Source organism: Streptomyces sp. NPDC002701 (assembly GCF_042889045.1).
Taxonomy (GTDB): Bacteria; Actinomycetota; Actinomycetes; order Streptomycetales; family Streptomycetaceae; genus Streptomyces.
In genome coordinates this window covers 724,131-744,894 of the sequence record NZ_JBIAQL010000003.1, presented here as the reverse complement: position 1 = coordinate 744,894, position 20,764 = coordinate 724,131, and the positions used below count along the sequence as shown (strand labels likewise).

The 20,764-nt window shown below is 72.0% G+C and carries 16 protein-coding genes and 1 tRNA gene; 6 read left to right on the top strand and 11 right to left on the bottom strand.

Going from position 1 to position 20,764, the window contains the following annotated elements; all coding sequences use genetic code 11:
- Positions 1–21: 21 nt before the first annotated feature.
- The 6 genes from ACFYXC_RS11710 to ACFYXC_RS11685 all read right to left on the bottom strand — a co-directional run bounded on the left by ACFYXC_RS11710 (position 22) and on the right by ACFYXC_RS11685 (position 4,868).
- Complete coding sequence (locus ACFYXC_RS11710; RefSeq protein ID WP_389549670.1) at positions 22–525, bottom strand: hypothetical protein; 504 nt, start codon at positions 523–525, stop codon at positions 22–24.
- Positions 526–580: 55 nt separating this feature from the next.
- Entirely contained in the window at positions 581–1,177 is a 597-nt protein-coding gene (pth, locus tag ACFYXC_RS11705; protein ID WP_388918847.1) for an aminoacyl-tRNA hydrolase, read from the bottom strand.
- Between the two features lie 139 nt (positions 1,178–1,316).
- Positions 1,317–1,904: a 50S ribosomal protein L25/general stress protein Ctc gene (locus ACFYXC_RS11700; RefSeq protein WP_388918844.1), complete on the bottom strand. Its 588-nt coding sequence runs from the start codon at positions 1,902–1,904 to the stop codon at positions 1,317–1,319.
- Between the two features lie 194 nt (positions 1,905–2,098).
- Positions 2,099–3,070, bottom strand: a complete 972-nt coding sequence (locus ACFYXC_RS11695) for a ribose-phosphate diphosphokinase (RefSeq protein WP_388918841.1) — start codon at positions 3,068–3,070, stop codon at positions 2,099–2,101.
- Positions 3,071–3,190: 120 nt separating this feature from the next.
- Positions 3,191–4,684, bottom strand: coding sequence for a bifunctional UDP-N-acetylglucosamine diphosphorylase/glucosamine-1-phosphate N-acetyltransferase GlmU (glmU, locus tag ACFYXC_RS11690; RefSeq protein ID WP_388918838.1), 1,494 nt, complete (start codon positions 4,682–4,684; stop codon positions 3,191–3,193).
- Positions 4,685–4,795: 111 nt separating this feature from the next.
- Positions 4,796–4,868: transfer RNA gene (locus tag ACFYXC_RS11685), tRNA-Gln, on the bottom strand.
- A gap of 190 nt (positions 4,869–5,058) precedes the next feature.
- On the opposite strand from ACFYXC_RS11685, the gene ACFYXC_RS11680 reads away from it, so the two are divergent.
- A complete protein-coding gene (locus tag ACFYXC_RS11680; protein WP_389549666.1) occupies positions 5,059–6,402 on the top strand; it encodes a sensor histidine kinase in 1,344 nt (447 codons plus the stop codon).
- Positions 6,403–6,456: 54 nt separating this feature from the next.
- Here the strand turns inward: ACFYXC_RS11680 and ACFYXC_RS11675 are convergent, their stop codons facing one another.
- Both ACFYXC_RS11675 and ACFYXC_RS11670 read right to left on the bottom strand, forming a co-directional pair.
- Complete coding sequence (locus ACFYXC_RS11675) at positions 6,457–6,960, bottom strand: SUKH-3 domain-containing protein (RefSeq protein ID WP_389549664.1); 504 nt, start codon at positions 6,958–6,960, stop codon at positions 6,457–6,459.
- A gap of 90 nt (positions 6,961–7,050) precedes the next feature.
- Positions 7,051–7,554 (bottom strand): YwqJ-related putative deaminase, encoded by a 504-nt coding sequence (locus ACFYXC_RS11670; RefSeq protein ID WP_388918829.1) that lies wholly within the window; start codon positions 7,552–7,554, stop codon positions 7,051–7,053.
- Between the two features lie 248 nt (positions 7,555–7,802).
- Here ACFYXC_RS11670 and ACFYXC_RS11665 point away from each other — a divergent pair, with 248 nt between their 5' ends.
- The 3 genes from ACFYXC_RS11665 (at position 7,803) to ACFYXC_RS11655 (ending at position 12,886) form a co-directional block, all read left to right on the top strand.
- Entirely contained in the window at positions 7,803–8,825 is a 1,023-nt protein-coding gene (locus ACFYXC_RS11665; protein WP_388918827.1) for an SMI1/KNR4 family protein, read from the top strand.
- A 7-nt stretch (positions 8,826–8,832) separates the two neighbouring features.
- A complete protein-coding gene (locus ACFYXC_RS11660) occupies positions 8,833–11,778 on the top strand; it encodes an SUKH-4 family immunity protein (RefSeq protein ID WP_389549659.1) in 2,946 nt (981 codons plus the stop codon).
- 220 nt (positions 11,779–11,998) lie between these two features.
- Positions 11,999–12,886 carry a cellulose-binding protein gene (locus ACFYXC_RS11655; RefSeq protein ID WP_388918821.1) on the top strand — a complete coding sequence of 296 codons (888 nt, stop codon included), beginning with the start codon at positions 11,999–12,001 and terminating at the stop codon, positions 12,884–12,886.
- Between the two features lie 84 nt (positions 12,887–12,970).
- Here the strand turns inward: ACFYXC_RS11655 and ACFYXC_RS11650 are convergent, their stop codons facing one another.
- The 3 genes from ACFYXC_RS11650 to ACFYXC_RS11640 form a co-directional block, all read right to left on the bottom strand.
- Positions 12,971–14,548, bottom strand: a complete 1,578-nt coding sequence (locus ACFYXC_RS11650) for a cation acetate symporter (protein WP_389550034.1) — start codon at positions 14,546–14,548, stop codon at positions 12,971–12,973.
- A 26-nt stretch (positions 14,549–14,574) separates the two neighbouring features.
- Complete coding sequence (locus ACFYXC_RS11645; protein WP_388918819.1) at positions 14,575–15,027, bottom strand: DUF485 domain-containing protein; 453 nt, start codon at positions 15,025–15,027, stop codon at positions 14,575–14,577.
- 255 nt (positions 15,028–15,282) lie between these two features.
- Entirely contained in the window at positions 15,283–16,806 is a 1,524-nt protein-coding gene (locus tag ACFYXC_RS11640) for an MFS transporter (protein WP_389549656.1), read from the bottom strand.
- A 436-nt stretch (positions 16,807–17,242) separates the two neighbouring features.
- On the opposite strand from ACFYXC_RS11640, the gene ACFYXC_RS11635 reads away from it, so the two are divergent.
- Both ACFYXC_RS11635 and ACFYXC_RS11630 read left to right on the top strand, forming a co-directional pair.
- A complete protein-coding gene (locus tag ACFYXC_RS11635) occupies positions 17,243–18,031 on the top strand; it encodes an ABC transporter ATP-binding protein (protein WP_388918813.1) in 789 nt (262 codons plus the stop codon).
- A complete protein-coding gene (locus ACFYXC_RS11630) occupies positions 18,028–20,601 on the top strand; it encodes an ABC transporter permease (RefSeq protein ID WP_389549653.1) in 2,574 nt (857 codons plus the stop codon). Before ACFYXC_RS11635 ends, ACFYXC_RS11630 begins: the two co-directional genes overlap by 4 nt.
- Positions 20,602–20,764 lie beyond the last annotated feature (163 nt).

The following is a 20,764-nucleotide window of genomic DNA, read 5'->3' as shown; positions in this document are numbered from 1 at the left end:
CCCCCCCCTCTCACTGGTGTGTCAGAGCGCCAGGAACGCCGCCGTGACCAGCGTCAGCCCCGCACCGCCGAACGCCCAGCCCAGCCGGCTCCTGCCCAGACCGCCCGCCACCACCACCGAGGCCAGCAGCAGCGCACCCCCGAGCGGCACCCACGCGTAGAGCAGACCACCGGTACCCGTCCGCACGACCTCGTCGCTGCCGGGCTTCACCACCACCGCGTACGTACGGCCCCTCTCGACGGCCACCTCGCTGTCGACGACGACCAGGTCCCGGGCGGTGGACCCCACCGACGTCGGCCGGTACGGACCCGTGCACCGGTCCTCCCCGCACGACGTGACCGTCATCGTGCCGCGCTCACGGCCCTTGCTGAGCATCACGTGCTGCGCCGTCCCCCAGGAGGCCCAGACACCCGCGATCAGGATCAGCGCCGCGACCGCACCCATCACCGCCAACCGCCCCAGCCGCAGCGCCACGAGCCCACGCCGGCGAGAGGCACGGGCACGGGCGTGAGCATGGGCAGGCATGGCGGCGATCCTTGGCCATGGCCCTGCACCCGGTCAACTCCGACCGGGTCCGCCGTCACGAGTTGTACGTCGACTGCGCCCGTTCGAGACCCTCGATGACGAGACACTCCACCGCGTCCGCCGCCCGGTCCACGAAATAGTCCAGCTCCTTGCGCTCCGCCGAGGAGAAATCCTTCAGCACGAAATCGGCGACCGGCATACGCCCCGGCGGCCGGCCGATCCCGAACCGCACCCGGTGATAGTCCGGACCCATCGCCTTCGTCATCGACTTCAGACCGTTGTGACCGTTGTCGCCGCCACCCAGCTTCAGCCGCAGCACCCCGTGGTCGATGTCCAGCTCGTCGTGCACCGCCACGATGTTCCCCGTCGGCACCTTGTAGAAGTCCCGCAGCGCCGTCACCGGACCGCCCGACAGGTTCATGTACGACATCGGCTTCGCCAGGATCACCCGGCGGTTCAGCGGCCCCGGCGGCCCGATCCGCCCCTCGACCACCTGGGCCTGCGCCTTCCCGGCCCGCTTGAACTTCGAGCCCGTCCGCGCGGCCAGGAGGTCGGCCACCATGAAGCCCACGTTGTGGCGGTTCATGGCGTAGTCGGGGCCGGGGTTGCCGAGCCCCACGATCAGCCAGGGCGCGCCTGGTTCCGAGGTCACGTCCGTCACTCCCAAGAGTCCTAGACCGGCCGTACCCGGCGAACCGGGTACCGGCGTACTGACGTAGCGGTGCGGTGCATACGCGTCGGCCGCCGCCCCCTGAAGGGCGGCGGCCGGCGGACGGTACAGCGGTACGGGATCAGGCGTCGGCGGACTCGTCGCCCGCGGCGTCGTCCGAGGGCTCCTCCGCCTGGGCGGCCAGCACCTGGAGCACGACCGCGTCCTCGTCGATGGCCAGCGTGGTGCCCTCGGGCAGCGGGATGTCCTTCGCGAGGATGGCCGCACCGGCCTCCAGGCCCTCGATCGAGACCGTGACGGACTCGGGGATGTGCGTCGCCTCGGCCTCGACCGTCAGCGTGCTGAGCACGTGCTCGAGCAGGAACGCGCCCGGCGCCAGGTCGCCCTCGGTGTGCACGTAGACCTCGACGTTGACCTTCTCGCCGCTCTTCACGAGGAGCAGGTCGACGTGCTCGAGGAAGCCCTTGATGGCGTCACGCTGGACGGCCTTCGGGATCGCCAGCTGCGACTTGCCGTCGATGTCCAGCGTCAGCAGGACGTTCGGGGTACGCAGGGCGAGCTGCAGCTCGTGACCCGGCAGCGTGATGTGGACCGGGTCGCCACCGTGGCCGTACACCACGGCGGGAACCTTGCTCTCACGGCGGATGCGGCGCGCGGCACCCTTGCCGAACTCGGTACGGGTCTCGGCGGCGAGCTTGACCTCGGACATAATCACTCCTCGTAGTACACGGAAAGCCTGGGAAGGCCAGGGAAGAAGTCACCCGGCCGAACCATCGGCCTGCTACGAAGAGCGCGTCGATAACGGACCGCCGCACCGAACGGTACGGCCTCCCTCGCCGAGCAACTGTCACAGCTTACGCGGCGGGGAGGCCGTACAAGAAATCGATCTAGAGGGCTCCGCGACTACTCGTCGAAGAGACTCGTCACCGAACCGTCCTCGAAGACCTCACGCACCGCGTTCGCGATCGTCGGCGCGATCGACAGCACCGTGATCTTGTCCAGCTCCAGTTCACCCGGAGTCGGCAGCGTGTCCGTGAACACGAACTCGCTGACCTTCGAGTTCTTCAGACGATCCGCCGCCGGACCCGACAGCACACCGTGCGTCGCCGTCACGATGACGTCCTCCGCGCCGTGCGCGAACAGCGCGTCCGCCGCGGCGCAGATCGTGCCACCCGTGTCGATCATGTCGTCGACCAGCACACACACCCGGCCCTCGACATCACCCACCACCTCGTGCACCGTGACCTGGTTCGCGATGTCCTTGTCACGGCGCTTGTGCACGATCGCCAGCGGCGCGCCCAGCCGATCGCACCAGCGGTCGGCCACCCGCACCCGGCCCGCGTCCGGGGACACCACCGTCAGCTTCGTACGGTCCACCTTGTGACCGACGTAGTCGGCGAGCAGGGGCAGCGCGAAGAGGTGGTCCACCGGGCCGTCGAAGAACCCCTGGATCTGGTCCGTGTGCAGGTCCACCGTCAGCAGACGGTCCGCACCGGCCGTCTTCATCATGTCGGCGATCAGACGCGCCGAGATCGGTTCACGCCCACGGTGCTTCTTGTCCTGCCGGGCGTAACCATAGAACGGCATGATCACGGTGATGCTCCGGGCGGAAGCCCGCTTGAGAGCATCGATCATGATCAGCTGCTCCATGATCCACTTGTTGATCGGAGCCGTGTGGCTCTGGATCAGGAAGCAGTCGGCGCCGCGGGCCGACTCCTCGTAGCGAACGTAGATCTCACCGTTGGCGAAATCGAAGGCCTTCGTCGGGACGACCCCGACACCCAGCTGGTGGGCGACCTCCTCGGCAAGCTCGGGGTGGGCGCGGCCGGAGAAGAACATCATCTTCTTCTCGCCGGTCGTCTTGATCCCGGTCACAGCACTGTCTCCTCAGAGGTGTCTCAGCCGGTGTCGAGATGAGCTCTCACATGCGGTCCCGGCTGGATGTGCGGGTGTGCATCTATCACGGTACGCCGAGTCCGACCCGACGCTTTCCGGTCAGCTTTCGCCGCCCGCCTCCCGGGACGCCGCCTCCGCGGCCTTCGCGGCCGCGCTCCCCGGACGCTTGCGGGCCACCCAGCCCTCGATATTCCTTTGCTGGCCACGGGCCACGGCCAGCGAACCGGGCGGCACGTCCTTCGTGATCACGGAGCCCGCGGCGGTGTACGCCCCGTCCCCGATCGTGACAGGCGCCACAAACATGTTGTCCGAACCCGTCTTGCAGTGCGACCCCACCGTCGTGTGGTGCTTGGCCTCACCGTCGTAGTTCACGAACACGCTCGCGGCACCGATGTTCGAGTACTCGCCGATCGTCGCGTCCCCGACGTACGAGAGGTGCGGAATCTTCGTGCCCTCACCGATCGAGGCGTTCTTCGTCTCCACGTACGTACCCACCTTGGCCTTCAGTCCGAGGCGGGTACCGGGACGGAGATACGCGAAGGGGCCCACGTTCGCCTGAGGACCGATCTCGGCGCCGTTCGCGACGGTGTTGTCCACCCGGGCGCCCGCGCCCACCGTGGTGTCGTGCAGACGGGAGTTGGGGCCCACCTCGGCGCCCTCTCCCAGGTGGGTGGCGCCCTGGAGCTGGGTGCCCGGGTGCACGACCGCGTCCCGCTCGAAGGTGACGGTGACGTCGACCCAGGTCGAGGCCGGGTCGACGACGGTCACACCCGCGAGCATCGCGTCCCGCAGCAGCCGGTCGTTCAGGGTGCGGCGGGCCTCCGCCAGCTGCACCCGGTTGTTGATGCCGGCGATCTCGCGATGGTCGTCCGCCACGGCGGCCCCCACCCGGTGCCCGGCCTCCCGGAGGATGCCGAGGACGTCCGTCAGGTACTCCTCGCCCTGGCTGTTGTCGGTGCGGACCTTGCCGAGCGCGTCCGCGAGGAGCTGCCCGTCGAACGCGAAGACACCCGAGTTGATCTCACGGATCGCGCGCTGGGAGTCCGAGGCGTCCTTGTGCTCGACGATCGCCGTCACGGCCCCCGAGGCGCCGTCCCGGACGATCCGGCCGTAACCGGTGGCGTCCGGCACCTCGGCGGTCAGCACGGTGACCGCGTTGCCGTCGCCGGTGTGCGTCGCGGCGAGCTTCCGGAGAGTCGCGCCGGTCAGGAGAGGGGTGTCGCCGCAGACGACCACGACGGTGCCGTCCACGACGCCGCCCAGCTCTTCGAGGCCCATCCGAACGGCGTGCCCCGTGCCGTTCTGCTCGGCCTGCACGGCCGTCCGTACACCCGGAGCGGTCTCCGCGAGGTGCGCGACGACCTGTTCGCGGGCGTGGCCCACGACGACGACGGTCTTCTCGGGGTGCCCGGGCTCCAACTCGCCCGCGGCGGCGAGTACATGCCCGACGAGGGAACGGCCGCAGAGGTCGTGCAGGACCTTGGGTGTGGCCGACTTCATACGGGTGCCCTCACCCGCTGCGAGGACGACGACGGCTGCGAGTGGGGTCTCCCCTGCTCCGGAGCCGAGAGCTTGGGGAAGGTTGGCGCTCACGGATTTGCCCTTCGGCTACTGGTGTCTGGGACATCCGCAGGATACCGGGGCGTTTAGGGGGTGACATGGGAGCGGGCCCTGACTGTGCTGTCAGGGCCCGGGTGCGAGCAGCTCCCCCATCAGGATTTGAACCTGAACAGACGGTACCAAAAACCGCAGTGCTGCCTGATTACACCATGGGGGATGGAACGCGGCTGAACCGGACATTGCGTCAGGTCGCCGAGTCGGCACCCAATACTATGCCGCACCGAGCCCCCTCCACGCGACGGTACGGATAACGGCCGGTTTCGCATCTGTTCGATTACGGGGAGTGGTGTAGGCCAGTACGGGAAACTCGCCGGAAATGGGGCGGGGGGCGACCGTAGGCTGGAGGCATGACCACGACGGGGGAAGACCACACCTCGGCCTTGACCGGGCCGTGGTGGTGGGCGAGGTGGCGCAGCGCGGTGCTCGACGGGAGCCTCGCACTGGTGTCCGCGGTGGAATGTGCGGCGGAGGGCTTCCCGTTCGCGGAGGCGGCCGGGGTGCCGGTGCCCGCGGGGATGCTCTTCGGGGCGGTCGCCGGGTCCGTGCTGGTGTTCCGGAGGCGGTGGCCGATCGCCGTCGTCCTGGTGTCGATCGCCATCACGCCGGCCCAGATGGGCTTTCTGATGGGGCTCGTCGGCCTCTACACACTGGCGGCGTCGGAGCTGCCGCGGCGGATCATCGGGGCGCTCGCGGGCATGTCGATGATCGGGATGCTCATCGTCACCTATGTACGGGCGCACCAGGGGATGGTGCGCGGGGACGTGGCGCTGGGCGACTGGTTCGTGCCGTTCGTGTCGATCACGACCTCGCTCGGGATGACGGCGCCGCCGGTGCTGCTGGGGCTGTACATAGGGGCCCGCAGGCGGTTGATGGAGAGTCTGCGGGAGCGGGCCGACTCCCTGGAGCGTGAGCTGCAGTTGCTGGCGGAGCGGGCCGAGGAGCGGGCGGAGTGGGCGCGTAACGAGGAGCGGACCCGGATCGCCCGCGAGATGCACGACGTGGTGGCGCACCGGGTGAGCCTGATGGTGGTGCACGCGGCGGCGCTGCAGGCGGTGGCCCGCAAGGATCCCGAGAAGGCCGTGCGGAACGCCTCGTTGGTGGGGGACATGGGGCGGCAGGCGCTGACCGAGTTGCGGGAGATGCTCGGGGTGCTGCGCAGGAACGACGGGGCGGTGCCCGGTGTGCCGGCGTATTCGTCGGCGCCGGCGCAGGCCGTGCCGCTGGCCGCGGTGGGGGCGGCGGCCGCCGCAGCGGCGGCCGCGTCGCGGGGCGCCGAGGAGGAGCCCGGGGACGGGCCCTGTCTGGACGACCTGGAGGAGCTGGTGGGGCAGTCGGCCGCCGCCGGGATGGTCGTCGACCTGTCGGTCGAGGGACAGGCGCGGGTGTATGCGGCGCCGGTGGAGCAGACGGCGTACCGCGTGGTGCAGGAGGCGTTGACGAACGTCCACAAGCACGCGGCGGGGGCCAAGACCCGGGTGCGGTTGGCGCATCGGGGCGCGGAGATAGCGATGCAGGTGGAGAACGGGCCCCCGCCCGAGCCGGGGGCCGCGTCCGACGCCAGGCTGCCCAGTGGGGGGAACGGCCTGGTGGGGATGAAGGAGCGGGTCGTCGGTCTGGGCGGGGTGTTCGTGTCCGGGCCCACGGACGCGGGGGGCTTTCGGGTGTCGGCGGTCATTCCCGCCGGGGGATGAGCGGCCGGGCGGGGTGCGGTGGCGGCCCTGGTGCGGGCGCGCCCCGGTGCGGGGTCAGCCGGCGGTGAGGCGCACCGGTTCGCGGCCCGCGACGAGCGTGGTCAGGGCCTCGTCGATGTCCCTGCCGAGGTACCAGTCGCCCGTGTGGTCGAGCATGTAGACGCGGCCCTCCGTGTCGACGGCCAGGAGGGCTCTGCTGTCGGTCTCCTCGCCGAGGGGGGCCACCTCGGTGTCCAGGGCGCGGCCGAGGTCGGCGAGGGTGCGGGCCATGTGCAGGCCGTGCAGCGGGTCGAGGTGCAGGGGTGAGGGGGCGATCTGCCGGCCCGCCTCGATCGTGGTGATGCGGAGGCCGCCGAACTCCGCCCATGCCTCCACCGCCGCCGGGAACACGGCGTGGCGGTGTCCGGCGGGGGACTCGTGGCTGCGCAGGGCGTCGGCCCAGAACTCGGCCTGCTTTATGTCCCAGCGGCCCGGCAGCCATCCGGCGGAGCGCAGTGCCGCGTCGACGGGGACGGAGAAGCGGGTGGTGGAGGTGGCGGCGGCGCGGTCGGTGTGCATCGGCCCTTCGCGTTCGGTCTGAGCTGCCGTAGGGGTTCCCGGCGGCTTCCTGGGGTGACGTCGGTGGCGCCCCGGCGCGGGCGGGCGTGGTCAGTTCGTCTGCGCGGTCGGGTCGACGATGCGGACCCCGAAGTGGGCGCTGAGCGCGGTGCAGGAGCGGCAGGGCGGCGCGAAGCTGCCGTGCAGCGGGTCGCCGTCCTCGCGGATGCGGCGGGCGGTCAGTTTGGCCTGCTTGAGGGACTTGCGGGCCTCGCCGTTGGTCATGGGTTTGCGGGCGGCCCGTTTCGACCGGGCGGCCTCGGCGTTGCCGAGGTGGCGGGAGATGAGGATCGCCTCGGCGCAACGGCCGGTGAAGCGGTCGCGCTGCCCGCTGGTGAGGGTGTCGAGGAAGTCCTGCACGAGGGGGTGCAGGGGTGGCGGCTGGTCGCCGCGGCCCGCGGTGCCGGTGAGGGTGGCGCCGCGTACGGAGAGCGCGGCGGCGATGGTGGGGAGTATGCCGTCGCGGCGGTGCAGCAGGACCGGGGCGGCGGGCAGCTCGGTGCTGCTCCAGCCGACCCGTGGATCCCCGGACGTACCCGTCTGCGTTGCGCTCATTGTCCTGTTCCTCCCCTTACCGCATCCCCCGGTGCTCCGACAGAGTGCCAAACTCCGTGCCCTGTGCGGAAGCTGGGGCGGTGCGACACGCGAGGGCTTCGTCTCACCGTCACGGCTCGATGACGGCTGGTCACGGAAGCGGAGGTCCCTTGGCCGGCAGGGGACAGGAGGCCCGGTGACCGGTGTCGCTCCACCGCATAGGCTGTCGACATCCGCGATCCTTCAGAACGCCGCAGGGGGCAACCGCCATGACGACAGGTCGGCTCGGGCAACAGGCCGCGCCGCCGAACGCGGCCTACACCGGGCAGGTCGTGCACTTCCCGGATCCGGTCCGGGCGGCACGTCACCCGAGAGGGGTACGTGTCGACGACGCGGGTTACCCCGACTTCTCGTTCTATGCGCGTGCCGCCGCCGAGATCGCCGAGCCGCCCGAGGGGTTCGGGGTGGACGAGCTGCGGCTGACGGACTACGTGTCGGCGAACGCCGCGCTGGCGGGTTCCGGGCACGACCTGTGGGACACCGTTCCGGCGGTCGCCACTCCGCACGGCTGGACGTGGCACCACGTGCCGCGTTCGCGCCGGCTGGAGCTGGTGCCGGTCGAGGTGAAGGCGTTGCTGCGGCATCACGGCGGTCTCGCCACCGCGGCGGTCGACCAGGACAAGCGGGGGACGCGGCCGTTGCAGGAGACGCGGCCGGCGCACTTCGGGCTGCCGAAGGCGGCGGTGGCGGTGACCGAGCAGCAGGTGCTGGGGGTCGAGGAGGACCTCGGGTACCGGCTGCCCGGGGCGTACCGTTCCTTCCTGAAGGCCGCGGGCGGCTGCGCGCCCGTCGGGGCGGCGCTGGACGCCGAGCTGGGGCTGCTGGTGGACCAGCCGTTCTTCACGGTGCGGGACGAGGCCGCCGTCAACGATCTCGTGTATGTGAACAAGTGTCTGCGGGACCATCTCACCAAGGACTACCTGGGTGTCGGGTTCGTGCAGGGCGGACTGCTCGCGGTGAAGGTGAAGGGCGACCGGATCGGCTCGGTGTGGTTCTGCGCGTACGACGACGCCCGTGACCAGGACGCGTGGCCGCCCGCGGAGCGCGTACAGCGGCTGTTGCTGCCCTGCGGTGACGACTTCGACGCGTTCCTGTCCCGGCTGGCGGGCAATCCGCCCGAGCTGGAGACGGTGGCGAACCTGATGGTGGACGGCGGTTTCGCGCGGGCCGTGCCGGTGTCGTCGGCGTCCGCGGTGTCCTCGGCGTCTTCGGTGTCTTCGGTGGGGGAGTGAGCGTCCGATGGTGACCTTCGCGCAGGCGCAGGAGCGCGCGGAAGAGTGGATCAACGGGGATGTGCCCGGCTATCAGCACCGTGAGGTGCGGGTCCGGGAGTTCGACCTCGGGTTCGTGGTGTGGGCGGAGGACCGGGCCGACGGTCCGCGGTCGGACGGTGGTGCCCAGCGGCTCGTCATCGCGCGCGACAGCGGGGAGGCCACGCTGTGGCCCTCGCTGCCGGTGGGCGAGGTGATCCGCCGGTACGAGGAGGAGTACGGGCTGGTCGACGCGGCGTCCGAGCCGGCGCCCGCGCCTCCCGCGCGGGTCGACCTCAACCAGACGTCGTTCCTGCTCACTCCGCCGGAATGGCTGCAGGAGGCGGCGGACCGGATGGGGATTCCGGACCGTCGGGACAGGACGTCGGGCGGCGCTTCGGACGGGGCCGGGTCCCGTCCCGGCGCGCCGGCCGGTGACGCGGTGCCTTCCGCCGCGGGTGCCGTCTCGCCGGCCGACGCCGTCCGTCCCGCCGACGCCGCGCCCGCCGACGCCACGCCGGCCGATGCCGCGCCCGCCGATGCCGTTCCCGCAGGACCGGGCGGGGCCAGGGATCCGCTGCCCCAGACGCTGCCGGGGCCCGTCGCCGGTTCGGGCGCGCCCGCCGCTCCCAGCGGGGGCGCGGCATGGCCCGCCGCCGGCGGGGACGCGTCCGGTGCTGCCGCGATGCCCGCCGACGCGACGCCGTGGGCCGGTACCGACACCAACGCCGAGTCGGGGGACGACCGTTCCGTGCCGTTGCCCGTGACGGTGTACGCGCCGCAGATCCGGGACGTCGGGGACGGTGCCACGCCCCCGCCGCCCGAGACGGCGCCCGAGGCCAGCACCAAGCTGATCTCGGGAGGCAGCCAGCTGCCGCGGACGGCTGTCGCGCCCGCCCTGGGCGACCCGCAACCGCCCGCGTTTTCGCCGGGTCCGGGCACGCCGGGTCCGGGCACGCCGGGTCCGGGTGCGCCGGGTCCGGGTGCGCCGGGCACCGCGCCCCAGGGAGCGCCGGCGCCCGGTGCGACGCCGCCCCCGCCTTCGTCGTACGGCCATCCGCAGAGCGCCGGCCCCGGTACGCCGCCGCCGGGCGCGCCGCCCTCGTACGGCTATCCGCAGGGTGCCCCGCCGCCGCCCGCCCCTTCGCACACGCCGCCCGCGTCGAGTGCGCCGGGCCGGCCGCTGCCGTCCCACGCCGGTGACATCGCCGACGCCGCGACCAGCAAGGCGCAGGCTCCGCCGCGGGGCGCGCGGGGTGCGGGTGCGCCGGGTACCCCGCCGCCTCCCGGGGCGCCCGGTGCGCCGGGCACCCCCGGTGCCCGGCCGGGTGGTCCGGCTCCGGCGTCCGGGCCGGGCACGCCGGGTGCGCCCGCCGGCGGGTACGTGCCGACGCAGCTCGTCTCGCAGCTCGGCCCCGACGGACCGGAGGGTCCCGCGGGCCCGGGTGCCCCAGGCGCACCCGGCGCCGGCGCCCGGCCCGGCGGTCCCGGCGCCCCGCAACCGCCGGGCGCCCCGGGTGCTCCCGGTGTCCCCGACTCCCCGGGCGGTACGCCCGCCGGTGGTGTCCACCACGCGGCGACCATGCTCGCCGGCCCCGCGGTCGGCGGGCCCGGTGCTCCGCAGCCGCCGGGTGCCCCTGGCGCTCCAGGCGCGCCCGGAGTCCCGGGTGCGCCTGGCAGGCCCGCCGGTGGATCCGGCGCTCCGGGGGGTACGCCGCCCGGTGGGGTGCACCATGCGGCGACCATGCTCGCCGGTCCCGCGGTCGGTGGTCCGGGCGCGCCCCCGCCGCCGCCCGCTCCCGGCGCGCCCGGCATGCCGCCGCCCGCCCCGCACCTGCCCGGCCGGCAGCCCTTCCCGCCCCAGGGGCCTTTCCCCGGGCAGCCGATGCCCGGTCAGCCCATGCCGGGTCAGCCCATGGGGGGTCAGCAGCCCCCGGCCTACGGGTATCCGCAGCAGGCGCAGCCCACGGTCGGGCCCGGCTACCAGGCGGTCCTGCGCTACCGGGCGCAGGACGGCAGCGAGCAGCAGGTGATCCGGCGTTCGGCGCCGGGCACCCCGCACCCGGAGTGGCAGATCCTGCACGAGCTGCGGGCGATGAACGTGCCGCCGCAGCAGGTGCTGGAACTGCACACGGAGCTGGAGTCCTGCGAGCTGCCGGGCGCGTACTGCGCGCGGATGATCCGGGAGAGCTGGCCGCAGGCACGGATCACCAGCATCGCCTCGTACGGCACCGACCACGGGAGCCGTCAGCAGGGCATGGCCCAGCTGCTGGCGCATCAGGGCGAGTTGCACCAGGTCGCGGACGGCCCGGCGCGGCCCGGACCCGTACGGGCTCCGCTGCCGCCGGTGCAGCCCGCGCCGCCGATCCCGCCGGAGGCGATCGGGCAGGAGCTGGCGGCGGCCTTCGGGCCCGGCCTGTTCCGGTTCGACCAGGCGGCGGTGTCGCGGCAGGGCGTGCCGCCGATCGTGGCGCACACCCTGGTGGTGGCCGGGCTGCCCGTCGACATGAACCCGTTCTTCTGGGCACAGGCCCAGCCGGGCCGTCCGGTGCCGACGCTCGCGGAACTGGCCCAGGAGCGCGGGGTGCAGCCCGCCGCGGACGCCGGCTCGTACCTCGTCATGGGCAGCGACTTCGGCAAGGCGATCTGCGTCCAGTACGGGACCGCGAACATCGTGGCCGTGCCGGTGGAGGCGGGGCCCGGCGGTGCTTCCGTACCGCCGCAGTTCGTGAACACGGGTCTGCCGGAGTTCGCGCGCAGCCTGGCGCTGCTGGGCCGGATGTGGCGGCTGCGCTTCGGTCTCAACCAGGAGCAGGCCGGGCGCTGGACGGTCGACTTCCAGGCGCAGCTGGCCGCGATCGATCCGGCGGCCCTCGGGTCGCCGGAGAGCTGGTGGTCGGTGCTGCTGGAACAGATGTGGGACGGCCTGCTGTGACGGCGCGCCGCTGACCCGCCACCGGCACGCGGCTGTGCGCGAGCGAGTGGCCCAGTGAGGTGCTGGAGTGAGTGGCCGAGTGAGAGGGCCGGGCCCGGTCGGACGACCGCCGGGCCCGGCCCTCTCCGTCCTGTCGTCTCCCTTTCCGGGTGGGATGCGTGGGGGACGCGCGGAGTGTCGCGTTATGCGTGCTTCCGTCTGATCCACCAGGATGTGCGGTATGAGCAGCTCATCGGTGTCGTCCCAGGGCTTCGAGTCCGTACGGGGGCGTGGTTACCGTCCCGAGCAGGTCGACGCGTACGCCGCGGCCCTCTCGGCGGGGCGTGACGCCGCCTGGGAACGGGCCGCGCGGCTGACCGTGCTGGCCAGGGAGATGGAGACCGAGGCCCTGCGGCTGCGCGAGGTCGTGACGCAGCTCGCCCCGCAGACGTACGAGCTGCTCGGCGAGCGGGCGCGGCGGCTCTTCGAGCTGGGCGAGGAGGAGGCGGCGGCGGTCCGCGAGAGCGCGCTCCAGGAGGCGCGGCAGGTCGTGGAGGAGGCGGAGGCGGCGGCCGGCCGGGTGCGTCAGGCCGCGCGGGCGGATGCCGACGAGGTGCGGGGTGCGGCCGACGAGTGGGCCAGGCACCGGTTGCTCACGGCTCAGGCCGAGGCGGACGAGATGCGGATCTCCGCGCGGCGTGAGGTGAAGGAGAGCCGCAGCGAGTCGCTGGCGGCGCTGCGCGAGACGCGGCTGCGCAGCGAGACCCTGCTCGCCGAGCAGGAGAAGGAGCACGCCGAGCGCTGGGAGAGGGCCGGGTGTGAGGCCGTCGAACGGGAGACCGCGCTCGACGCGCGCCACGCGGAGCTCGTCGCGCGCGCCGAGGAGGGCCTGGCCGAGGCGGGGCGGGCCCTGGCGGAGGCGGAGGAGTCGACCCGTCACCTCCAGGAGGACGCGGACGCCCGCGCGGCCGAACTCCTCGCCGAGGCCCGGGTCCAGGAGGAGCGCGTCGCCCGCGAGACGGAACGGGTGCTGCGTGAGCACGGCGAGGAGTGGGACCACGTACGGGCCCACATGGACCACGTGCGCAGCAGTCTCGCCGCGCTGACGGGGCGGGCGGCGGCGGAGTAGCGGTCTCCGCGGGCCGGTGGGGCCGAGCGCGCGGTTCCCCGCGCGACAAGTCCTCACCGGCCCGCGGTGCGCCCGGCAGCGCGTTCAGTCCTTGCGCATCGCCCCCGCGAGGATCAGGCCCTCCACCGCCTCGTACTGCCTGCGGTGTTGCTCGGCCTTCCCGCGGCCGGAGGCCACCGTGCCGAGCCAGCCGAGGGCGAAGCCCAGCGGGATGGAGACGAGGCCGGTCGTGGTGAACGGGAACCACGTGAAGTCGTGGCCGGGGAACGCGGAGATGGGCGAGCCGGAGACGAGGTTCGTGCCGGTCATCAGGACGAGCGTGCCGAGCGTGCCGCCGATGAGCGTGCACAGCAGACCGGTCCGGGTGTAGCGGCGCCAGAAGAGGCTGTAGACCAGCGCGGGGGCGATGGCCGAGGCGCCCAGGCAGAACGACAGCGTGACCAGCGGCTGCAGGCTGTGGTGCTGGACGAGTGTGGCCAGCACGATCGCCGGTATGCCGACCGCCGCCGCGGACGCCCGGGCCAGCGTCATCTCGCGGCGCGGCGAGAGCTGGTGCCTGCCGTGCGCGAAGACGTCGTGGGCGAGGGAGTTGGCGCAGGCGAGGATCATGCCGGCGACGGAGGCGAGCACCGTCAGGAAGAGCGCGGCGGTGACGGTGGTGAACAGGAACGTCTCCGCCGTCGAGAGGTCCGTCCCGAACGCGGCCCGCGAGCCCAGCAGGTACGCCGTGTTGCCCTGCGGGTCCGCGCCCGCGATCGCCTCCCGTCCGACGAGCGCCGTCGCCCCGAAGCCGACGACCGTGATGACGAGGACGAACAGGGCCACGGCCGGTACCGCCCAGGACATCGACCGGCGTACCTGGCGGGCACTGCCCGCGGTGTACATGCGCATGGTGATGTGCGGCAGGCAGGCTCCGCCCAGCACCACCGTCAGCTGCGAACTGATCATGTCCAGGCGCGGACTCGGCCCGTGCGAGAACTGCAGTCCGGAGCTGAGGAACGCGGACCCGGCCCCGCTGTTCCGTGCCGCCTGGTCGAACAGGCCGCCGAGGTTCCAGTCGAACCTGTTCAGGACGAGGACGGCGATGACGGCTCCCGAGCCGAGCAGCATCACGATCTTCAGGATCTGGATGAGCGCGGTGCCCTTCATCCCGCCGATCGCCGCGTAACTGATCATCAGGAGGCCGAGGCCGACGATGCAGCCGGTCTTCAGCCCGTCGCTGGAGAAGCCGAGGATGAAGGCGAGCAGGTCGCCGGTGCCGGCCAGTTGTACGAGCATGAGCGGGAGCAGTGCGGTCAGCGTCGCCGCGCACGCCGTGATCCGTACCGTCCGGCCCGGCATCCGCCGGGCGAGGGCGTCGCCCATGGTGAACCGGCCCGCGTTCCGCAGAGGTTCGGCCAGCAGGAACATCAGGAGCATCAGGGACAGGGCGGTGCTCAGGGCGAGTACGACTCCGTCGTACCCGAAGAGCGCGATCACGCCGCCGGTGCCGAGGACCGTCGCGGCGGAGATGTAGTCACCGGCGATGGCGAGCCCGTTGCGCATGGGGGAGAGGCTGCCGTAGCCGGTGTAGAACTCGTCGAGGTCGTCGCGGTCGGGGCCGGTCATCACACAGAGCAGCAGGGTGATGGTGGCCACGACGGTGAACGCCACCAGGGACATCGCCTGGGCGGAGCTGCTGAAGCCGGTCACCGGTGGGCCTCCGCGCGCCTGGTGTCCAGCTCGGCCTGCTTCCTGATGCGCTCGGCGATCGGGTCCACGCCGCGGCGGGCGGTGTACTCGTACAGCGCGATCGCCACGCAGGTGACGGGGACCTGCAGCAGTCCGAGGAGCAGCCCCACGGTCAGGCCCTCCGTCACCTGATCCGTCATCAGTGCGGGCGCGGACGCCGACAGGACGAGGAACAGCGTGAAGTAGCCGAGTGCGGTCAGGGTCGCCACCCGGCGCTGCCACCGGTACGCGGTGCGCAGGACGCGGAGGTCGCTGTGCTGTCCGGGTGCGGCGTGCCGGGCGCGGTGCGGTCCTGCGGGTTCGGGCTCCGTCCGCGGGAGGGCCCAGGGGTGGTGGGAGGGGGACGGGGACGGGTTGTGCGGCGGATGGTGCGGTGGAACGGGGTACGACGGGGACGTGTCGTAGGACATCCCGGTTCTCCTTGCGTGGCTCGGGCCCGGTGTGGACCGCAGGGAGCGGGGGGTGAGCGAGCACGCACGCTACTCGTAGGTAGCGAGTGAGGCGAGGGTTTCGACAAACTGGCTGGTCGGTAGACATCCACTTCGCTGACCTCGGGTGTTACCCGCGATAACCCTCCTTGATCGTCGCGCCGACCTCGAACGGGCCCGGCCCGCCCGGGGTCGGAGCCCGCGGCGACGGTCGCGAGGGAGCCCGTGCCGGGTCCGTCAGTCGCCCGGGTCCTTCAGGATCGGGAAGCGGCGCGGGGCCACGAACAGCAGGACCAGGAAGGCGACCGCGGCCGCGCAGGCCGCGCCGAAGTAGACGGAGTGGACCGCCTCCGCGACCGCCCGGCTCACGTGCTCCGCGGGCGCGCCCGACTCCAGGGACGCGGTCAGCGAGTCCAGGTCGCTCGCGCCGCCCAGCCGGGACGCGAGGACCCCGTTGGCGACCGCGCCGAACAGGGCGGCGCCGATCGTCTGACCGCTCTGGCGGCAGAAGAGGACGGAGGCGGTGGTCGTGCCCCGCTCCGCCCAGTCGACCGTCGACTGCACGCCGATGAGCAGGGGCAGTTGGAAGAGTCCCAGCGCCGCGCCGAGGAGGAGCATCAGGAGAGTGGGCTGCCATGCCTCGCCCGGGTAGGGCAGGAAGGGGAAGGCGGACAGGAGCAGCGTGGCCGTGCCGATGCCGAGCATCGCCGTGCTGCGGAAGCCGATGCGCCGGTAGACGTGCTGGCTGAGGGCCGCCGAGACGGGCCAGCTCAACGTCCATACGGAGAGCACGAATCCGGCGGCGATGGGGGCGAGGCCGAGCACCGACTGCGCGTACAGGGGGAGGAACACCGTCGGGGCGACCATGATCAGACCCAGGGCGCCGAGCGCGAGGTTCACCGCGACGATGGTGCGGCGGCGCCAGACCCAGCCGGGGATGATCGGCTCGGCCGCCCGGCGTTCGACGAGGACGAGGACGGCCACGAGCCCGAGTCCCGTGCAGAACAGGGTGATCGAGGGCGCCGACAGCCAGGGCCACGCCACCCCGCCCTGCACCAGGGCCGTGAGGAGGACACCCCCGCAGGCGAAGACGGTGAGCGCGCCCGCCCAGTCGATGCGCGGCGGACGGGCGGGGGCGGCCCGCCGGGGCTCGTGGAGGTGGCGGACGAGGAGCCACAGGGCGACCGCGCCGAGCGGCAGGTTGATGAGGAAGATCCAGCGCCAGTCCGTGTACGCGGCGAGCAGCCCGCCCAGCGCCGGGCCCGCCACCGCGGAGGTCGCCCACACCGTGGACAGCCTGGCCTGTATCTTCGGCCGCTGCGCGAGTGGGTACAGATCGGCGGCGAGCGTCTGGACCGTGCCCTGCAGGGCGCCGCCGCCGAGCCCCTGGACGACACGGAACGCGATCAGCGCGGCCATGTTCCAGGCGAGCGCGCAGAGCAGGGAGCCCAGCAGGAAGAGGACGCTGCCGGCGATCAGCACCGGCTTGCGGCCGAAGGTGTCGGAGAGCTTGCCGTAGACGGGCAGCGTGACCGTCACGGCGAGCAGGTACCCGGAGAACAGCCACGAGAAGACGGAGAATCCGCCGAGATCGCCGACGATCTGCGGAACGGCGGTCGACACGATCGTGGAGTCGAGTGCGGCCAGCCCCGTGCAGAGCATGAGCGAGGCGACGACGGCCCGGCGCCTGCGGGCCACGGCCCGCCCCGAGGCGGGCCCCTCCTCCGTCACGGCCGGTATCTCGGTGTCCCCCTGGCCCACAGGATTCCTTCCCCTTGCACCTATCTGCCGGGGCCACTCTCCCACTTGAGCCTCGTGTCGCGGGAGGGCGGACATCGGGTCGGCTCCGAGGTGGAGGCATCCCTGAGAAGGACTCCGCCGAAGGGCGTACACCCCCTAGGGGGACCTCGGTACCAGGGGTCGGGGAGGGTTCGTACCGCCGGAGGACGAGACGGGCCCGCGCGCTCCTTAACCTGGCTCTATGCCGCTGAGGGCGGTCCACCGATGAAAACCGCACCCTCGGGGGTGGGGTTTTCCCCAGCAGAAGACTGCGCTGGGCACCAGCGCGGGGGACCGCCCGACGCCACCAGACTTGTCGCTGTAAGCACACCACGACCGCACGACGGGGACGCACCGCCGAGAGGCGGACAACCGCAGATCGTCACTGCCCAGCGGTGACCGACTTAGGAGACATACCGTGACATCGGCTGTAACCATTCCCAGGCACGGGGGCACTGGAGAGCGTACGGCCGTTGCCGCGCGGGCCCGGCAGGTCGTGAAGGCGTACGGATCCGGGGAGACCCGGGTCGTCGCCCTGGACCAGGTCGACGTGGACATCGCACGGGGCCGCTTCACCGCGATCATGGGTCCCTCCGGGTCCGGCAAGTCCACGCTCATGCACTGCCTCGCCGGTCTCGACACCGTCTCCGCCGGGAAGATCTACCTGGACGAGACCGAGATCACCGGACTCAAGGACAAGAAGCTCACGCAGCTGCGCCGGGACCGGATCGGCTTCATCTTCCAGGCGTTCAACCTGCTGCCGACGCTGAACGCCCTGGAGAACATCACCCTGCCGATGGACATAGCCGGCCGTAAGCCGGACAAGGCGTGGCTGGCCCAGGTCGTCGAGACCGTGGGACTCGCCTCCCGGCTGAAGCACCGGCCGAACCAGCTCTCCGGCGGCCAGCAGCAGCGCGTCGCCGTGGCCCGCGCCCTGGCCGCGCGACCCGAGATCATCTTCGGGGACGAGCCGACCGGGAACCTCGACTCCCGCGCCGGCGCCGAGGTGCTGGGCTTCCTGCGCCGCTCGGTCGACGAACTCGGCCAGACCATCGTCATGGTGACGCACGACCCGGTCGCCGCCTCCTACGCGGACCGCGTGCTGTACCTGGCCGACGGGCGGATCGTCGACGAGATGCTCCGGCCGACGGCCGACGCCGTCCTCGACCGCATGAAGGACTTCGACGCCCGGGGGCGCACGTCATGACCGTCTTCAAGACATCGAGACGCAACTTCTTCGCGCACAAGGGACGCATGGCCCTGTCGGCCGTCGCCGTCATGCTGTCGGTGGCGTTCGTGTGCGGCACGCTCGTCTTCACCGACACCATGAACACGACCTTCGACAAGCTCTTCTCGACGACCTCGTCCGACGTCACGGTCACGCCCAGAGCCGCCAACAACAACGAGGACTCGCAGAACGGCAGGCCCGAGTCGCTGCCCGCCTCGCTCGTCGAGCGGACAGAGCAGGTGGACGGCGTCAAGTCGGCCGAGGGTGCGGTCAGTTCGCTGAACGTGACCGTCGTGAACAGCGACAACAAGAACATGGGGTCGAGCACCGGCGCCCCGACGATCGCGGGCAACTGGACGAAGAACGACCTGCGTTCGATGGAGATCACCTCCGGGCACGCCCCGCGCGGGCCCACCGAGGTGATGGTCGACGCCGACACCGCGGACAAGCACCACCTGAAGATGGGTGACGAGCTGCGCACCATCGCCGTCACCGGTGACTTCACGGCGAAGATCGTCGGCATCGCCACCTTCAAGGTGACCAACCCCGGCGCCGCCGTCGTCTACTACGACACCGCCACCGCCCAGCGCGAACTGCTCGGCGCCACCGGCCGGTTCACCCAGGTCAACGTCACGGCCGACGCCGGGGTGACCCACACCCGGCTCAAGAAGGACGTCTCCGCGGCGCTCACGGGTTCCGCCGAGGCGCTCAAGGTCCAGACGCAGAAGGAGCTCTCGGACGAGAACCGCGAGGGCGTCGGCGAGTTCATGAACGTCATCAAGTACGCCATGCTCGGTTTCGCCGGCATCGCCTTCCTCGTCGGCATCTTCCTGATCATCAACACCTTCTCGATGCTGGTCGCCCAGCGCACCCGCGAGATCGGCCTGATGCGGGCCATCGGCTCGTCCCGCAAGCAGGTCAACCGCTCCGTGCTCGTCGAGGCACTGTTCCTCGGCGTCGTCGGCTCCGTCCTGGGCGTCGCCGCGGGCGTCGGCATCGCGGTCGGCCTGATGAAGCTCATGTCGGGCATGGGCATGAACCTCTCCACGTCCGACCTGACGGTGAAGACGGCGACCCCTGTGGTCGGCCTGATCCTCGGCATCGTCGTCACCGTCCTCGCCGCCTACCTGCCGGCCCGCCGCGCCGGCAAGGTCTCCCCGATGGCCGCACTGCGCGACGCCGGTACACCGGCCGACGGCAGGGCCGGCTGGATCCGCGGCGGGATCGGCCTCGTCCTCACCGCCGCCGGCGGTGCCGCCCTCTTCACGGCGGCCGGCGCGGACAAGGCGAGCGACGGCTCGCTCATGCTGGGCGCCGGTGTGGTGCTCTCCCTGATCGGGTTCGTCATCATCGGCCCGCTGCTCGCCGGCGGTGTGGTCCGCGCCATCAGCGCGGTCCTGCTGCGCGGCTTCGGCCCCGTCGGGCGCCTCGCCGAGCGGAACGCGCTGCGCAACCCGCGGCGCACGGGGGCCACCGGAGCGGCCCTGATGATCGGGCTCGCGCTGGTCGCCTGCCTCTCCGTGGTCGGCTCCTCGATGGTGGCCTCCGCGACGGAGGAGCTCGACAAGTCGGTCGGCACGGACTTCATCGTCCAGGGCAACCAGCGGATCGTGCCGCAGGCCCAGAAGGCCATCGAGGACACGCCCGGCCTGGAGCACGTCACCAGCTACAAGATGATCGACGCCAAGCTGACCTCGCCCGACGGGAAGACCGAGGACAGCGACGTCACGGCCGCGGACCCGACGTACGCGGACGATCTGCGCCGCGAGACGATCGCCGGCGAGCTGTCGGCGGCGTACGGGAAGAACGCGATGTCGGTCGGCTCCCTGTACGCCGAGAAGCACGGGGTGGAGGTCGGCGACACGCTGACCGTCGCCTTCAAGGGCGGACGGACCGCGAAGCTGAAGGTCGCGGCGATCACCGACGACGACGTGGCCATCGACAAGGGCTCGCGCTACATGAGCATCACCACGATGCGGCAGTACGTCCCGGCCGACGCCGTCCCGCCGAACGACATCATGTTCGCCACCGCCGAGGACGGCGAGGAGAAGGCGGCGTACACGGCCCTCAAGAAGGCCCTGGACCCGTACCCGCAGTACCAGGTGCGTGACCAGACCGACTACAAGCAGGAGCTCAAGGACCAGATCGGCCAGCTCCTGAACATGGTCTACGGCCTGCTGGCCCTCGCGATCATCGTGGCGGTCCTGGGCGTCGTGAACACCCTCGCCCTCTCGGTCGTCGAGCGGACCCGCGAGATCGGCCTGATGCGCGCCATCGGCCTCTCCCGCCGGCAGCTGCGCCGCATGATCCGGCTGGAGTCGGTCGTCATCGCCCTCTTCGGAGCGCTGCTCGGTCTCGGCCTGGGCATGGGCTGGGGCGCCACCGCCCAGCAGCTCCTCGCCCTGGAGGGGCTGAAGGTCCTCGACATCCCCTGGCCGACGATCATCGGAGTCTTCGTCGGCTCGGCCTTCGTGGGACTGTTCGCGGCGCTGGTGCCGGCGTTCCGGGCGGGCCGGATGAACGTCCTGAACGCCATCGCGACGGAGTAGCTGCCGCCGGCTGTACGGACAAGCGGCCCGGTGCCGGCGAGTCTTCGGACTCGTCCGGCACCGGGCCGCTTGTCCGTTGTTCGTCGGGTGCGGGTCGGTGGGGGCTGATCGCGCAGTTCCCCGCGCCCCCAGGTATCTGCGGGCGCGGGGAACTGCGCAATGG

Coding starts and splice junctions, on each gene's coding strand:
- ACFYXC_RS11710 (WP_389549670.1), bottom strand. CDS start 525: ATGCCTGCCCATGCTCACGCCCGTGCCCGTGCCTCTCGCCGGCGTGGG.
- ACFYXC_RS11700 (WP_388918844.1), bottom strand. CDS start 1,904: ATGTCCGAGGTCAAGCTCGCCGCCGAGACCCGTACCGAGTTCGGCAAG.
- ACFYXC_RS11680 (WP_389549666.1), top strand. CDS start 5,059: ATGACCACGACGGGGGAAGACCACACCTCGGCCTTGACCGGGCCGTGG.
- ACFYXC_RS11675 (WP_389549664.1), bottom strand. CDS start 6,960: ATGCACACCGACCGCGCCGCCGCCACCTCCACCACCCGCTTCTCCGTC.
- ACFYXC_RS11670 (WP_388918829.1), bottom strand. CDS start 7,554: ATGAGCGCAACGCAGACGGGTACGTCCGGGGATCCACGGGTCGGCTGG.
- ACFYXC_RS11665 (WP_388918827.1), top strand. CDS start 7,803: ATGACGACAGGTCGGCTCGGGCAACAGGCCGCGCCGCCGAACGCGGCC.
- ACFYXC_RS11660 (WP_389549659.1), top strand. CDS start 8,833: ATGGTGACCTTCGCGCAGGCGCAGGAGCGCGCGGAAGAGTGGATCAAC.
- ACFYXC_RS11655 (WP_388918821.1), top strand. CDS start 11,999: ATGAGCAGCTCATCGGTGTCGTCCCAGGGCTTCGAGTCCGTACGGGGG.
- ACFYXC_RS11650 (WP_389550034.1), bottom strand. CDS start 14,548: ATGTCCCTGGTGGCGTTCACCGTCGTGGCCACCATCACCCTGCTGCTC.
- ACFYXC_RS11645 (WP_388918819.1), bottom strand. CDS start 15,027: ATGTCCTACGACACGTCCCCGTCGTACCCCGTTCCACCGCACCATCCG.
- ACFYXC_RS11630 (WP_389549653.1), top strand. CDS start 18,028: ATGACCGTCTTCAAGACATCGAGACGCAACTTCTTCGCGCACAAGGGA.